Source organism: Bartonella sp. TS25HLJMH, from assembly GCF_042193505.1.
Lineage (GTDB): Bacteria > Pseudomonadota > Alphaproteobacteria > Rhizobiales > Rhizobiaceae > Bartonella > Bartonella grahamii.
In genome coordinates this window covers 142,062-156,477 of record NZ_JBHILV010000002.1, presented here as the reverse complement: position 1 = coordinate 156,477, position 14,416 = coordinate 142,062, and the positions used below count along the sequence as shown (strand labels likewise).

Annotated in this window: 15 protein-coding genes; 9 read left to right on the top strand and 6 right to left on the bottom strand. The window is 39.0% G+C overall.

The features are described 5' to 3' along the window. Positions 1-29 precede the first annotated feature (29 nt). The 5 genes from fabF to ACFINF_RS01815 all read right to left on the bottom strand — a co-directional run bounded on the left by fabF (position 30) and on the right by ACFINF_RS01815 (position 4,258). Complete coding sequence (fabF, locus tag ACFINF_RS01835) at positions 30-1,292, bottom strand: beta-ketoacyl-ACP synthase II (protein ID WP_375619416.1); 1,263 nt, start codon at positions 1,290-1,292, stop codon at positions 30-32. A 101-nt stretch (positions 1,293-1,393) separates the two neighbouring features. Then, on the bottom strand, positions 1,394-1,630 hold the full coding sequence (locus tag ACFINF_RS01830) for an acyl carrier protein (RefSeq protein WP_004860281.1): 237 nt from the start codon (positions 1,628-1,630) through the stop codon (positions 1,394-1,396). 261 nt (positions 1,631-1,891) lie between these two features. After that, the gene (fabG, locus tag ACFINF_RS01825) at positions 1,892-2,629 is read right to left on the bottom strand and encodes a 3-oxoacyl-[acyl-carrier-protein] reductase (protein WP_012754961.1); all 738 of its coding nucleotides are present in this window, start codon (positions 2,627-2,629) and stop codon (positions 1,892-1,894) included. 19 nt (positions 2,630-2,648) lie between these two features. Then, positions 2,649-3,593, bottom strand: coding sequence for an ACP S-malonyltransferase (fabD, locus tag ACFINF_RS01820; protein ID WP_375619415.1), 945 nt, complete (start codon positions 3,591-3,593; stop codon positions 2,649-2,651). A 77-nt stretch (positions 3,594-3,670) separates the two neighbouring features. Beyond that, positions 3,671-4,258: an undecaprenyl-diphosphatase gene (locus tag ACFINF_RS01815; protein ID WP_375619414.1), complete on the bottom strand. Its 588-nt coding sequence runs from the start codon at positions 4,256-4,258 to the stop codon at positions 3,671-3,673. Between the two features lie 329 nt (positions 4,259-4,587). Between ACFINF_RS01815 and rpsF the strand changes: the two genes are divergently transcribed. From rpsF to ACFINF_RS01770, 9 genes are all read left to right on the top strand, one after another. Further along, positions 4,588-4,995, top strand: coding sequence for a 30S ribosomal protein S6 (rpsF, locus tag ACFINF_RS01810; protein WP_273788489.1), 408 nt, complete (start codon positions 4,588-4,590; stop codon positions 4,993-4,995). Then, positions 4,995-5,243: a 30S ribosomal protein S18 gene (gene rpsR / locus ACFINF_RS01805; RefSeq protein ID WP_005773744.1), complete on the top strand. Its 249-nt coding sequence runs from the start codon at positions 4,995-4,997 to the stop codon at positions 5,241-5,243. Before rpsF ends, rpsR begins: the two co-directional genes overlap by 1 nt. Before the next feature lie 163 nt (positions 5,244-5,406). Further along, positions 5,407-6,387 carry a hypothetical protein gene (locus ACFINF_RS01800; protein ID WP_273788490.1) on the top strand — a complete coding sequence of 327 codons (981 nt, stop codon included), beginning with the start codon at positions 5,407-5,409 and terminating at the stop codon, positions 6,385-6,387. Between the two features lie 25 nt (positions 6,388-6,412). Further along, positions 6,413-7,009 carry a 50S ribosomal protein L9 gene (gene rplI / locus ACFINF_RS01795; protein ID WP_375619413.1) on the top strand — a complete coding sequence of 199 codons (597 nt, stop codon included), beginning with the start codon at positions 6,413-6,415 and terminating at the stop codon, positions 7,007-7,009. A 588-nt stretch (positions 7,010-7,597) separates the two neighbouring features. Further along, a complete protein-coding gene (locus ACFINF_RS01790) occupies positions 7,598-9,088 on the top strand; it encodes a replicative DNA helicase (protein WP_375619412.1) in 1,491 nt (496 codons plus the stop codon). Positions 9,089-9,094: 6 nt separating this feature from the next. Next, complete coding sequence (radA, locus tag ACFINF_RS01785) at positions 9,095-10,471, top strand: DNA repair protein RadA (RefSeq protein WP_375619411.1); 1,377 nt, start codon at positions 9,095-9,097, stop codon at positions 10,469-10,471. A gap of 127 nt (positions 10,472-10,598) precedes the next feature. Next, a complete protein-coding gene (locus ACFINF_RS01780; RefSeq protein WP_375619410.1) occupies positions 10,599-11,180 on the top strand; it encodes a CvpA family protein in 582 nt (193 codons plus the stop codon). Positions 11,181-11,255: 75 nt separating this feature from the next. Then, on the top strand, positions 11,256-12,749 hold the full coding sequence (purF, locus tag ACFINF_RS01775) for an amidophosphoribosyltransferase (RefSeq protein WP_375619409.1): 1,494 nt from the start codon (positions 11,256-11,258) through the stop codon (positions 12,747-12,749). A gap of 2 nt (positions 12,750-12,751) precedes the next feature. Next, complete coding sequence (locus ACFINF_RS01770) at positions 12,752-13,501, top strand: SDR family NAD(P)-dependent oxidoreductase (protein WP_375619472.1); 750 nt, start codon at positions 12,752-12,754, stop codon at positions 13,499-13,501. Positions 13,502-13,571: 70 nt separating this feature from the next. Here ACFINF_RS01770 and pssA read toward each other — a convergent pair whose 3' ends face one another. After that, positions 13,572-14,411, bottom strand: coding sequence for a CDP-diacylglycerol--serine O-phosphatidyltransferase (gene pssA, locus ACFINF_RS01765; protein ID WP_012754949.1), 840 nt, complete (start codon positions 14,409-14,411; stop codon positions 13,572-13,574). Between the last annotated feature and the right edge of the window lie 5 nt (positions 14,412-14,416).

Genomic DNA, 14,416 nt, shown 5'->3' with positions numbered 1-14,416 from the left:
CAAAAGCAGAAATTAAATAAAAATACTTATTATCCCCTAAAACGTCGCATCACCAACGATGCATTTGTCCCGCCAAATCCGAAAGAATTAGAAAGAATCGTATCAATCTTTCGTTCACGCGGTTTGTGTGGTACAAGATCGATTTTCGTTTCAATCGATGGATTGTCAAGATTAAGTGTCGCTGGAGCTATATTATCCCGTATAGCTAGAACAGAAAAAATAGCCTCAGCAGCACCGGCGGCACCAAGTAAATGCCCGATAGATGATTTCGTTGATGACATGGATACTTGTGGTGCATAATTCCCTAAAACACGCTCAACAGCTGATAGCTCTATGGAATCAGCCATCGTTGATGTACCGTGAGCATTAATATAATCAAGTTCACTCACATTCACTTGTGCACGCTTAAGAGCAGCCATCATACTACGCTGAGCCCCTTCACCACTTTCTGAAGGCGCTGTAATGTGGTAAGCGTCACCAGATAAACCATAGCCAATAACCTCAGCATAAATACGCGCTCCTCGTTTTTTGGCGTGTTCCAGCTCTTCTAAAACAACAATTGCTGCTCCTTCCCCCATCACAAAACCATCACGATCAGCATCATAAGGACGAGATGCCCGTTCAGGATCATCATTGCGACAAGTAGAAAGAGCTCTACAAGCTGCAAAACCTGCAAGAGATATCCGATTTATCGGAGACTCGGTCCCCCCTGCCACCATGACATCTGCATCACCAAACATAATCAAACGTGCTGCATCACCAATCGCATGCGCCCCTGTCGAACAAGCCGTTACAACAGAATGATTAGGCCCCCGTAAACCATATTGAATAGACACATAACCAGAAGCAAGATTAATCAAACGACCTGGAATAAAAAAAGGAGAAACCCGACGAGGTCCCTTATCACGAAGCGTATAACCAGCTTCAACAATGCCCTCAACTCCCCCAATTCCCGAACCAATTAACACACCTGTACAAATCTGATCTTCATCACTCTTAGGAAACCATTCGGCATCTGCAAGCGCTTGGTTAGCAGCAGCCATTGCATAAACAATAAATGCATCAACTTTACGTTGCTCTTTAGGTTCCATATACAAATCAGCATTATAGGTCCCCTCTGTTCCATCCCCTACGGGGATACGCGCAGCAATCTGGCATGGCAAATCTGACACATCAAACTCAGTGATACGTCGGACACCACTTCTTCCTTCAAGAAGTCGTTTCCAACTATATTCAATATTACCAGCTAATGGAGATACTAATCCTAAACCAGTAACAACAACACGTCTCATAACTTCTAACCTTGAACTAAACTTCACCTCTCAAAGCTCTCTTTTCAAAAGAGCTCCGAAGAATATAGGCAAAAGCAATTTATGCCTTTGCCCTTTAGTAATCATGCAGAAGCTTTATCAATGAACTTGACTGCATCACCAACTGTGAAAATCGTTTCAGCAGCTTCATCTGGAATTTCTACCCCAAACTCTTCTTCAAAAGCCATAACGAGTTCAACCGTATCAAGGCTATCAGCTCCTAGATCATCGATAAAGCTTGCATTTTCTACAACTTTATCAGCATTAACCCCAAGATGTTCCACAATAATTTTCTTAACGCGCTCTACTGTATCACTCATGTTGAAATCCTCGAATTTATATTTTCCTATAATTTGGTTAACTATATCGGCTCATCTAATCAAGCAATAGATGCATTACTTTAAAAGATTTTAGCAATGATTTAAAACATCCTGTGGATATCCCCTACAAAATGAACCAATCTGACATTGCGACATCAATTGATCAACGGTCATGTTAAAGAAATAGATGCATCTTTCTATTTCAATCGTTACTATCTAAAATAATACAACTCATAAATCAATGTGGAATAAAATAAATACTCAAATCATTGCCATTCCACCATTGATATGGAGTGTTTGACCTGTCGTATAGGCTGCTTCATCGCTTGCTAAATAAATAGCAGCAGCGGCTATTTCTTGCCCACTTCCCATACGCTTCATTGGAATCGCAGCCATAATGGCCTCTTTTTGCTTTTCATTAAGCTTGTCTGTCATTGCAGATTTAATAAATCCTGGAGCAATACAATTGACAGTGATGTTTCGCGAAGCAATTTCTTGTGCCAATGCTTTAGAAAAACCTATCAAGCCTGCTTTTGCAGCACAATAATTCGTTTGTCCAGGATTTCCCACAACACCAACAACAGATGTAATGTTAATAATCCTTCCATAACGGCGGCGCATCATAGAATGTATTAATTCACGCGTCAAAAGAGAAGCTGCTGTTAGATTAACTTCTAAAACATCATCCCAGTCTTTGTCTTGCATACGCACAAAAAGACCATCCCTAGTGATTCCCGCATTGTTAACCAAAATATCGACACCATCCATTTCTCTTTCTGCAACTTCAGCCAATTGTTTAATCGATTGGCGTTCAGAAAGATTAGCGGGAAATACAAAAACATTCTGCCCTAATTCTGCCGCCACTTCTCTAAGCTTTTCTTCACGTGTTCCATGAAGTCCAACAATGGCTCCTTGTGCATGAAAGCAGCGTGCAATTGCCTCACCAATTCCTCCCGAAGCCCCCGTTACAAGAGCTTTACGTCCTGTTAATCTAAACATTTTTTTAACTCCTTATAGATTAAACGCCAAGCATGCCTAGCGCTGATTCTATTTCATCAACTGTTCCAATTGTTACCCCCTTTATATCTTTGTTAATACGACGCGTTAGACCTGTTAATACTTTTCCAGAACCAACTTCGAAAAGCGTATCAACCCCATTAGCAGCGATCCATTCTATTGTTTCACGCCATCGCACTCTCCCAGTCACTTGTTCAACAAGAAGAGTAGTAATACGCTCTGGATTGCTCTCAGGTGCAACAGAAACATTAGCAATCAAAGGAACAATAGGGGGCATTTTGTTAACAGTCAAAAGTGCTTTCTTCATGGCATCAGCAGCAGGTTGCATTAAAGATGAATGAAAAGGGGCAGAAACTGGAAGAAGAAGTGCACGTTTTGCACCTTTTGTTGATGCAATCTCTACCGCTGTCTCAACTGCTTTTGCTTTACCTGAAATAACAATTTGCCCACCGCCATTATCATTAGCAATCTGACATAGTCCTTCTCCAGAAACAGTTTCGCAAATTTCTTCCACAATGTGCTCTTCCAAACCAATCAGTGCTGCCATAGAACCTTCACCAACCGCGACAGCAGCCTGCATAGCATTGCCACGAATACGCAAAAGTCTTGCCGTATCTGTGAGAGTAAATGTACCAGCAGCACAAAGAGCCGAATATTCGCCTAAAGAATGACCAGCAACAAACTTTACCTTTTCTTCTATACGAAGCCCTAATTGTTTCATCACACGAATGACGGCCATGGATACAGCCATTAATGCCGGTTGTGCATTTGCTGTTAACGTTAAAACATCTGCTGGTCCTTCAAAAATGATCTTTGATAATTTCTCACCCAAAGCATCATCAACTTCCTCGAAAACCATCCGTGCGGCAATAAATTGCTCTGTAAGCGCCTTCCCCATACCAACAAGTTGACTTCCCTGCCCTGGAAAAATAAAAGCTGCACCCATTTATCAACTCCTAAAATTGTACAATTAAATTATTTTCTTTTGACCTTATTCATCCGCACAAATCAAGATAAAGCCCTTTATTTAAAACGAATACCACTCTTAAAATTATATTTTAAAGGCGGAATTTGATATAAAAACTTAGGAAAGTAGGGGGCTATAAACTGAATAACACCCAAACTTATGAAACTTCCTAAAATTGCACCTGCTAAAATATCAAAGGGATAATGTACACCCACAAAGATGCGCGCCCAACAAATCAAGCACAAAAACACCGTGGCAAATTTAAAAGCAACTTTGTATCGGTAAAAATAAAAGTTAGCTGCATAAGATGCAATGGTCAAGGCATGATTACTAGGAAAAGAAGCTGTTGCACGATGTTGAATAAGCGGTGTCGCCAACCCTATCACGAATGGGCGAGGATGGAAATAAAAAAGAGAAATGAGATAACCTACGAAAAGAGCCGCACAAATACTCATGCAAATGCTTAGTACGACACATCGTTCCCTCTCCCCACCACAAAACCACAACGCACAAAGATGGAGAGGAATAATATAAATTAAAAACTTTGCACAAAAAATACTAAACAAAACTACAATCGACCAAGCTTGATGATTGCCGACAAACATTTCAAAGAGTGTAACATCAATCTGATTTAAAAGGTCCATTTTTCTCTCCTTTATGTTACAGTACTATCTTTTTGTAGAAGAGGGAAATATATCAAGATTTAGCAAATCAATTTTTTTATGTGCATAAACTTGCTATTTTAAAAGATAACCTGTAGATATGAAATATTCGTTGCCGGCACTTTAGCTGGAGGTTGAACGGAGGGCTGTAAAATATCAGTAGGAAATGCCATGTTTCCGGCCTCCCGTGTCTCCGCTCTCGGATGTCTCGAATCGTAAACGCGTCCTTTCTTCTTTGGATTTCCAAAAAAGACAAGTCGCAGAGGCTTTGCGCTAAAACCGGTAAGATTTAATTGAAGAAAGGCAAAACAATGGCTCTTTATGAACATATGTTCCTTGCCCGACAAGACATTACACCGCAGCAAGTTGATGAACTTTTGAGTCTATACAAAGGTGTCATTGAAGCACATGGTGGAAAAGTTGGGCGTATAGAAAATTGGGGACTTCGTCCTCTTGCTTACCGTATTCGTAAAAACCGTAAAGCTTATTATACCTTGGTCAATATTGATGCACCAGCTTCAGCAATTGCTGAAGTGGAGCGTCAGATGCGTATCAATGAGGATATTTTGCGTTATATGACCATTCGCGTAGAAAAACACGAAAAAGAAAAATCTGCTATGCTCTCACACCTCGATCGCAATAGTCACATTGGACACGATGAAGAACGTCCTCGTTTTCCACGTCGTCAACGTGAAAATGCTATAGAAGGGGTAGAATGATGACTGATACTAATCAAAACTCTGCACGTCGCCCCTTTCATCGTCGTCGTAAAACATGTCCTTTTTCAGGGGCCAATGCTCCAAAAATTGATTATAAAGACATCAAGTTGTTACAACGTTATATTTCCGAACGTGGGAAAATTGTTCCTTCACGGATTACTGCTGTTAGTCAGAAAAAACAGCGTGAATTAGCTAATGCTATCAAACGTGCTCGCTTTTTAGGCTTACTTCCGTACGTTATAAAGTAAACGATCCACACGCTAAGCAACTGGAGAGTTTCTCCAGTTGCTTTTCTTATATGGTTTTAAATATGATTTTAAAAAATAGCTTGTTGCATCCTATGTTAAGCTATTACATGTCAAAGTTGGGGTATTGACACGCCCCTAACTGCAGAAAGCAGGACAGCAATAAATGAAAAAAAATCGTACCTATGAGATATTAATCGGTATTTTAGCAGGATTATTTGCTGTTGTAATAGGAATGGCAATCATCAGTGTTGCAAATATCGCGCCCTTTTTTTCTCTTCTTCTTGGCTGCTTTCTTTCATTGCCAATTTTTATTGTTGCGTTCGGTCAAGGGACATTAGCCAGTCTCATCGCCCTCATAAGTGCCACTGTTGTTCTTATCATAACCACTAATACCTATATTGCTCTTGGCTTGATGTTCTTATTTTTCCTTCCTGCTGTCTATGCCTCTTGGCTTCTTGGGCTTGCACGACCAGCGCAAAAAGAAAACGAACTGATATGGTATCCATTATCATCGGTTATTTTTCATTTAACTAATTTTATCGCTCTTATAGCAACTTTCATTGGGCTCTATGTTCAAACCCGTCCTTCCACACCCGTCATTGCAAAAAAAATCACCGAAAACATAGCACAAACTCTGCAACAATCACAGTCAATAAAAGAAGCCGATATACGCGCTTTTAGTGAGCTTTTAATGACGCATCCAGCAACTTTTACTGCTGTTTCTTTGACTCTTTATAGTTTGGTTTTTCTCATTGGTAACCTTTACTTTTCCATGATAGCAGCACAACACATGAAATGGCTAAAAAGACCCCGTGATGATTGGAGCCAAACTCTCCGCCTTCCAATTTCTGGAATTGTTATTTTCATTATTGTTTGCATAGCATCGATGATTGAGTTGAGCGCTTCTCTTAACTTGAGTACCCGTGTCTTTAGTACTGCATACACTGTCATCATATTAATTAGCGGTCTAGCATATCTTCACAATATTACAAAAGGGGTAAACGGTCGGATTATTATACTTTCTCTTGTTTATATTGCTATTTTAACAGTCGTTTTTACTCCACCTATTGTTTTCATGATGCTTTTGATGGGAATTTGGGCTGCTATTCAATATAATTTTCAATCACGCAAAAAACTCCACTAAATTTATTTGTTCGAAAGGAAAAACTATGGATATTATTTTACTTGAGCGCATTCCTCGTCTTGGTCAGATGGGTGATATTGTCTCAGTTAAAGATGGTTATGCGCGTAATTTTCTCTTGCCTCAAGGTAAAGCTTTACGCGCAAATGAAGCCAATAAAAAACATTTTGAGATACAACGTGCACAACTTGAAGCACGTAATCTTGAACGCAAAAGCGAAGCGCAAAAAGTTGCTGAAAAACTTGATGGACAATCATTCATTGTTGTTCGTTCTGCTGGTGAAACAGGACAACTTTATGGTTCTGTATCAACACGTGATATTGCTGAAATTATAACAGATGAAGGCTTTTCTATTGGGAGAAATCAAGTCGAACTTAACCATCCAATAAAAATGATTGGTCTTCACACTATCACTCTTAGCTTACATCCTGAGGTTCAAATTTCTGTGATTATTAATGTTGCGCGTTCTACCAGTGAAGCACAACGCCAAGCAGAAGGTGAAACTCTCACTTCTGCTAAAGAAATATATAATATTCAAGAAGAATTATTAGAAGAAAGTCAGGAAGACTTATTGGTAGAAGAAATTAATGACAACGATATAAACAGTTCTCATCAAGAAGATTAATTGCTATTTTTCTGTTTTATATTTTTTATTCTATTTTAAATATTGCTCATAAAATACTCACACTTTAAAATTGAGTATTTTATGGCTATCATACATAAAGAACCTAATTTTTATGAAAGAATTAGCAATATATTATTTAAAGGCATTACATGCCGATAACGATGATATCACTAAGAGGAAATATCTTTTGTTTTCAGCATATAAAGCAAAAATAATTTAAAGTTCTACCTTTCAGGGTAAGGCTTGTATGAGCAGTAAGTTGATTGTATCCTCACATGATCTGAAATAATTTCAGTTATAAAAGAGTAATTCTAATTACACAGATATTGGAATTTTAAGGTCATGTAATTTCAAAATACTTAAATTTAGAGTACCAAAACTTCCACTTTGAAATCACATATTATAAAATAAAATAGATGGACGTTACATAAATAATACACAAATGATAAATGAGCAACGAAAAGAGAGTTTTGAAAAATTATATAATTTTAACTTAAAATGAAGGGTTGTAGCTCTATTCTTTTAATTATACGATTTTCAATTTATCGCCTAAAGTAGCTAGACTTGGAATTTTAGTGGAAAAATATTATGGAAGAAACTAACGTTGTTAATGTCAGCTCTTCAAAAAAAGAGGATTCTCCTTCTTTTCGGCAACTTCCGTATAATATTGAAGCTGAACAGGCATTGCTTGGTGCCATCTTTATCAACAATGATTCTCTTGACCGCGTTTCAGATTTTCTAAAACCAGAACATTTTTTTGAACCATTGCATCAAAAAATTTATCATGTTTTATCTCACCTTATTAAAACAGGAAAACGTGTAGATCCAGTTACAATCAAGCCCTATATCCAAATGGAAGAAAAAATTGGAGATATTACTGTATACCAATATGTTGTTCGCTTAGCTACAGAGGCAGTCACTATTATTAACGCTGAAGATTATGGACGCGTCATTTACGATCTTTTTATCCGCCGATCTTTGATTAACCTTGGAACTCAAGTTGTCAATACAGCCTTTGATGCTCCTGTAGAGCTCACGCCTACCCAACAAATTGAAACTGTTGAAAATCAGTTGTTTGAATTGGCAGAAAAAGGGAAATATGGAGGTGGATTTGAAAATTTTAATGAGGCTATCAAAAAAGCTATCGATATGGCAAGCGCTGCGAAAAAGCGCTCTTCACAATTATCAGGGATAGCCACCCATATTAAAACACTTGATGAAAAAATGGGAGGATTACAAGCATCTGACTTAATTATCCTTGCGGGACGCCCTGGTATGGGTAAAACCTCACTGGCTACCAATATTGCCTTTAATATTGCTAATGCTTATAATCGCAATGCCAATATTCAAGAAAATGAAGGCGGCATTGTAGGTTTCTTCTCACTTGAAATGTCCTCAGAACAGCTTGCAACACGTATTATTTCTGAACAAACAGAAGTCTCTTCTTCTGATATTCGGCGTGGTAATATTTCAGATGAACAATTTTCAAAAATTATTCGTGCGGTGAACCAACTACAAAAGGCACCACTTTATATTGATCAAACTGGGGGAATATCAATTACGCAATTAGCTGCTCGTGCGCGGCGTCTTAAGCGACAACATGGTTTAGATATCTTGTTTATTGACTATATCCAACTCATGACAAGCAGTTCAAAGCGTTCATCAGAAAATCGTGTTCAAGAGATCACAGAAATTACCACAGGATTAAAAGCATTAGCGAAAGAATTGAACATTCCTATTATCGCTCTCTCTCAACTTTCACGTCAAGTAGAAAATAGAACAGATAAACGTCCACAACTCTCAGATTTACGTGAATCTGGTTCAATTGAGCAAGATGCCGACATTGTTCTGTTCGTCTATCGCGAAGAATATTATCTCAAAAATGAAGAACCAAAGTTAGGTAGCTTGGAACATACAAAATGGCAAGAAATAATGGACAAAGCTTTTGGAAAAGCTGATGTTATTATTGCAAAACAGCGCCATGGGCCGACAGGAATCGTGCCACTTGCCTTTCAATCTGATTTCACACGATTCAGTGATCTGGCCGATAGCAATTATCTTCCAGAGCAAATTGGTTAAATCAACATGGCGCGTAATCGTATTCAATTTATCTGTCAAAATTGTGGAACTGTCCATTCTCGTTGGGCAGGAAAATGTAGTGCTTGTGGAGAATGGAATTCCCTTGTTGAAGAAACTATAAATAGCGGTATAGGAAGTGGTCCTAAGCAGAGTGCTCGTAAAGGACGCATCGTCACACTCACATCTCTTTCTGGAAATATCGAAGATGCTCCACGTATTCATTCTGGTATTGCTGAACTTGATCGTGTTACCGGTGGGGGCTTTGTCCGTGGATCAGCACTCCTTGTTGGAGGTGATCCGGGTATTGGTAAATCAACATTGCTGACACAAACAGCTGCTGCTTTATCACGCAAAGGATATAATGTCATCTATGTTTCAGGTGAAGAGGCTATTGCGCAAATTTGTCTGCGCGCACAAAGGCTGGAAGCTAACAATACAGAGGTAAAACTTGCTGCTGAAACCAATGTTGAAGATATTCTGGCAACCTTAAGCGAACATAAAAACCTTGATATGGTGATTATCGATTCAATTCAAACCCTATGGTCAGATACAGCAGATTCATCACCCGGCACTGTCACACAAGTACGTATCGGTGCTCAAGCAATGATCCGTTTTGCCAAGAAAACAGGAGCCGCCGTTGTTCTTGTTGGTCATGTTACAAAAGATGGGCAAATTGCTGGTCCTCGAGTTGTTGAACATATGGTTGATGGCGTTCTCTATTTTGAGGGTGAAGGAGGACATCATTATCGCATTCTTAGAACTGTAAAAAATCGCTTCGGACCAACAGATGAAATTGGTGTCTTTGAAATGTCTGATAAAGGATTACGCGAAGTGATAAATCCATCCGAATTGTTTTTAGGAGAACGTAATGAAAAAGCACCAGGTGCTGCTGTTTTTGCGGGAATGGAAGGGACACGCCCGATACTCGTAGAAATTCAAGCGCTTGTTGCTCCTTCTTCCCTTGGGACACCAAGACGTGCGGTTGTCGGATGGGATGGAAATCGCCTTTCTATGATTCTTGCCGTTTTAGAAGCCCATTGCGGCATTCGTTTTGGACAGCATGATGTCTATCTGAACGTAGCGGGTGGATACCGCATATCAGAACCCGCTGCCGATTTAGCTGTAGCCGCTGCTTTGGTATCCTCTCTTGCCAATATCGCATTGCCAACGGATTATGTATATTTTGGTGAAGTCAGTCTTTCAGGAGCTACCCGCGCTGTTTCACATTCAGCACAGCGCATCAATGAAGCAAAAAAACTCGGCTTTCAAGGAGCATTTCATCCCATAACAACAACCGAAATGATGAAGTCGCTCAATTTTCAACAAAAAACTTTCTCCGACCTTCCCGAACTCGTTGCTACTCTTACCGTAAGTAAAAAATGATTTGCACCATAGATATGATAATATAGAAAAAACTCTATAAAATACAAAAGATCCTTGCTATAAGAACAAAAAATATATTTGCACATAGACTTAGAAGAACACAACTTTATGTATAAGGAACAAACAAATGATCATAACAATCCTTGATGGAATTGTCGTAGTAATCATCCTGTTGTCCGCTTTTCTTGCTATGCTTCGAGGGTTTTCACGTGAAGTGTTATCGTTGATTTCTTGGGCAGTTGCAGCTATTACGACACTGTTTTTATTCAAGCCTGTCTTACCTTTCTTTGAACACTATCTCTCTAATAAAATGATTGCATTGATCACAACATTGGTCACGATTTTTATTATTGTTCTCATTATTACTTCAATTATTACAATGAAGATCTCTGATTTTATTATTGATAGTCGAATTGGTATCCTTGACCGTGCTATTGGTTTTATTTTTGGAGCACTTCGCGGTTTACTTATCATGGTCATCGGTATATTGCTGATTAATGCACTGATTAAACCCGAGCTTCAAGCGAATTGGTTAAAAAATGCAAAAACAAGGCCTATTTTAGATTCACTAGGACAAAAAGTTTGGGAAATACTCCCAAAAGATATTGGATCGGTTCTCGAAAAGGCGGAAAATTTGTTTAAAGACAGCAATAAACATACGTATGAGCAACACTCTCATGAAAAGATAATTTTAAAAAATAGAGAATAGCTTTTCATGAGGAAAGAGAACTAAATGATGTAGAATGTGATATTAATGATTCCTTCGTATCACAACTGAAAGAATATGATGATAAAGAGTGATGTTTTCTGTCAAGAATTTTCATTAGATGATGATACCCTTCATGAAGAATGTGGCGTTTTTGGTATTCTTGGGCATGAAGATGCAGCAACATTAACAGCTCTTGGACTCCACGCACTTCAGCATCGTGGGCAAGAAGCGGCTGGTATTGTTTCCTACCATAATAAAATGTTTCATCAAGAAAAGCATTTAGGTCTTGTTGGTGATCACTATACCAATCCTACAACACTTGCACGCTTACCAGGAAATCGCGCTATTGGACATACCCGTTATTCAACAACTGGAGAAGTAGCATTACGCAATGTTCAACCCCTTTTTGCTGAGTTGAAAGCTGGAGGCATTGCTATTGCTCATAATGGTAATCTTACCAATGGTCTTACATTACGCCGTGAACTCATCGCTTCTGGAGCTATCTGTCAATCAACATCAGATTCAGAAGTTTTTCTTCATCTTATTGCCCGCTCACGTTATGAATCGTCCTCTGATCGTTTTGTTGATGCAATTCGGCAAGTAGAAGGTGGATATGCTATGTTAGCGCTCACGCGTACAAAGCTTATTGCTGCACGCGATCCAACAGGGATTAGACCCCTCGTGATGGGGGAACTTGATGGTAAGCCTATTTTTTGTTCTGAAACTTGTGCTCTTGATATTATTGGAGCAAAGTATGTCCGTGATGTTAAAAATGGGGAGATCATCATATGTGAAATACAAAAAAATGGGGAAATTACTAAAAAAATTATAAAACCAAAAAATGAAAAACCAGAAAAACTTTGCTTGTTTGAATATGTTTACTTTGCCCGTCCGGATTCAATCGTTGGAGGGCGTAGTGTCTATGCAACACGCAAAAATATGGGAATCCGTTTAGCACAGGAAGCCCCTTGTGAGGGTGATGTTGTGGTTCCTGTTCCTGATGGAGGAACTCCTGCTGCAATTGGCTATGCACAAGAAATTGGAATTCCCTTCGAGCTTGGTATTATTCGTAATCACTATGTTGGTCGTACTTTTATCGAACCAACACAACAAATTCGTGCTTTTGGTGTCAAGTTAAAACACTCTGCAAACCGTCCTGTGATTGAAAGAAAACGTGTTATTCTTGTCGATGACTCTATTGTACGTGGAACAACATCTCTTAAAATTGTGCGAATGCTCCGTGATGCAGGAGCAAAAGAAGTTCATATGCGCATTTCTAGCCCTATGATTTTCTATCCCGACTTTTATGGTATTGATACACCTAAAGTTGAAAGCCTTTTAGCAAATCAATATCCAGATTTAAAATCTATGTGTGATTTTATTGGAGCGGATTCAATAGAATTTCTTTCAACGGATGGATTATATCTTGCTGTAGCAGGGGAAAAACGGAATAACGCCGATCCACAATTTACTGACCATTATTTTACTGGATATTATCCTACGCAGCTGGTTGATCAAGAAAATCTCTCCAAAACTCATCAATCATCTGTTCTTAAAACAAGAGATTAATGATGACAAAATGTGACTTTAGTCTCCATGGGCGTGTTGCACTTGTTACTGGCGCATCAAGAGGAATTGGTTATTATTTGGCACTCGAGCTTGCTGCTCGCGGCGCTCATATTATTGCTCTTGCACGAACAGTCAGTGGACTTACTGAATTAGATAATCAGATCCAAGAAAAAGGAGCTCATGCAACCCTTGTTCCCCTTGACTTGCATCATATGGAAAACATCGATACTCTTGCTATCTCAATTGCCAAACGCTGGAAAAAACTTGATATTATCGTTGCAAACGCAGGAATCCTTGGAACACTCTCACCAATAGCGCATATAGAGAACACGGTATTTGAAGATGTTTTTCAAATAAATCTTTTCAGCCAATGGCGCTTAATGAAAGCTGTTGAGCCTTTATTACGAGAATCTGACGCTGGACGAGCCATTCTGTTATCCTCAAGCGTTGCGCATGCTGCGCGCCCTTTCTGGGGAGCTTATGCAGCCTCTAAAGCGGCTTTAGAGATGATTGCCCGCTGTTGGGCAGAAGAACTCAAACAAACCCCTATAAAGGTTAATTGTGTCAACCCTGGTGCCACACGCACTGCCATGCGCGCTGAAGCTATGCCCGGTGAAGATCCACAAACTCTCCCTTCACCACAAGAGGTTGCAAAAAAGATAGTACATTTGTTATCACCTGATTTAAAAGAAACTGGAAAACTCTTTAATGTCCATAAAAATCGGTTTGTAGATTATCATGTACCTGATTGATCATCATCGAAGAAGTAAATCGTTTAACTCTCTCTTTTTCCTGTGCTTCTCAACAGAAGAATAAAACACTTTATGATTCTTGGATAGCTTTAGCATCAGCCTTTTTCTCTTCTAAAGTAGCACGTTTATTATAAGCGATAAAACTACAGGGGAGAAAAATCATATAGCTAACAGCTGTAATCAATAAAGTTTTCCATGTGTAAGTCGCAAGAAAACCGACATAAATAACAATGACCAACATGCACGGTATAACGATATCGCGCCTTAAATTTTGATCAATTGTTTTTGCATTCCATACTGGTAAACGACTAATCAAAAGAAAAGCAATAATTACAGTATAAAGACTAAAAAATAATGCCCACCCCCAATTGGGGACCAAACCAAGAGCGCCTAAATAGGTAGGCAATAAAAGGAGTAATGCTCCTGCTGGTGCTGGAACACCAACAAAATAACTTTTCTGCCACTTAGGTATATTGGTGTTATCCAACATCACATTAAAACGTGCTAATCGCAAACAACAAGCAACACAATAAACAAGGGCTGCAACCCAACCAATGTGATTTGCTTGATTCAAGATAAAGGAATAAACAATAAGTGCAGGGGTAACACCAAAATTTATAACATCAGCAAGAGAATCCATCTGTGCCCCAAAAGATGAACTACCATCTATTAAACGGGCAATGCGACCATCAGCACCATCTAAAACTGCGGCCAAAAGCACCATTAAAATAGCAGCTTCATAGCGATGTTCAAAAGCCAAACGAATGCTGCTCATCCCTGCACAAATTGCTAAAATAGTAATGATATTGGGAATGACATACCGCATTGATGTAGGTGAACGCCGCCGACTTGCAACATCATCATGCTGCCCCTCAGGATTGAATGAAGAAAATGGCGAAAAATTTTTCATTGTGA

Bases quoted from the DNA above. Each gene is read 5' to 3' on its own strand.
- pssA (WP_012754949.1), bottom strand. From the start codon at position 14,411: ATGAAAAATTTTTCGCCATTTTCTTCATTCAATCCTGAGGGGCAGCAT.
- fabD (WP_375619415.1), bottom strand. From the start codon at position 3,593: ATGGGTGCAGCTTTTATTTTTCCAGGGCAGGGAAGTCAACTTGTTGGT.
- fabG (WP_012754961.1), bottom strand. From the start codon at position 2,629: ATGTTTAGATTAACAGGACGTAAAGCTCTTGTAACGGGGGCTTCGGGA.
- radA (WP_375619411.1), top strand. From the start codon at position 9,095: ATGGCGCGTAATCGTATTCAATTTATCTGTCAAAATTGTGGAACTGTC.
- ACFINF_RS01780 (WP_375619410.1), top strand. From the start codon at position 10,599: ATGATCATAACAATCCTTGATGGAATTGTCGTAGTAATCATCCTGTTG.
- fabF (WP_375619416.1), bottom strand. From the start codon at position 1,292: ATGAGACGTGTTGTTGTTACTGGTTTAGGATTAGTATCTCCATTAGCT.
- ACFINF_RS01815 (WP_375619414.1), bottom strand. From the start codon at position 4,258: ATGGACCTTTTAAATCAGATTGATGTTACACTCTTTGAAATGTTTGTC.
- rplI (WP_375619413.1), top strand. From the start codon at position 6,413: ATGGATATTATTTTACTTGAGCGCATTCCTCGTCTTGGTCAGATGGGT.
- ACFINF_RS01800 (WP_273788490.1), top strand. From the start codon at position 5,407: ATGAAAAAAAATCGTACCTATGAGATATTAATCGGTATTTTAGCAGGA.
- ACFINF_RS01770 (WP_375619472.1), top strand. From the start codon at position 12,752: ATGACAAAATGTGACTTTAGTCTCCATGGGCGTGTTGCACTTGTTACT.
- ACFINF_RS01830 (WP_004860281.1), bottom strand. From the start codon at position 1,630: ATGAGTGATACAGTAGAGCGCGTTAAGAAAATTATTGTGGAACATCTT.
- rpsR (WP_005773744.1), top strand. From the start codon at position 4,995: ATGACTGATACTAATCAAAACTCTGCACGTCGCCCCTTTCATCGTCGT.
- ACFINF_RS01790 (WP_375619412.1), top strand. From the start codon at position 7,598: ATGGAAGAAACTAACGTTGTTAATGTCAGCTCTTCAAAAAAAGAGGAT.
- rpsF (WP_273788489.1), top strand. From the start codon at position 4,588: ATGGCTCTTTATGAACATATGTTCCTTGCCCGACAAGACATTACACCG.
- purF (WP_375619409.1), top strand. From the start codon at position 11,256: ATGATGATAAAGAGTGATGTTTTCTGTCAAGAATTTTCATTAGATGAT.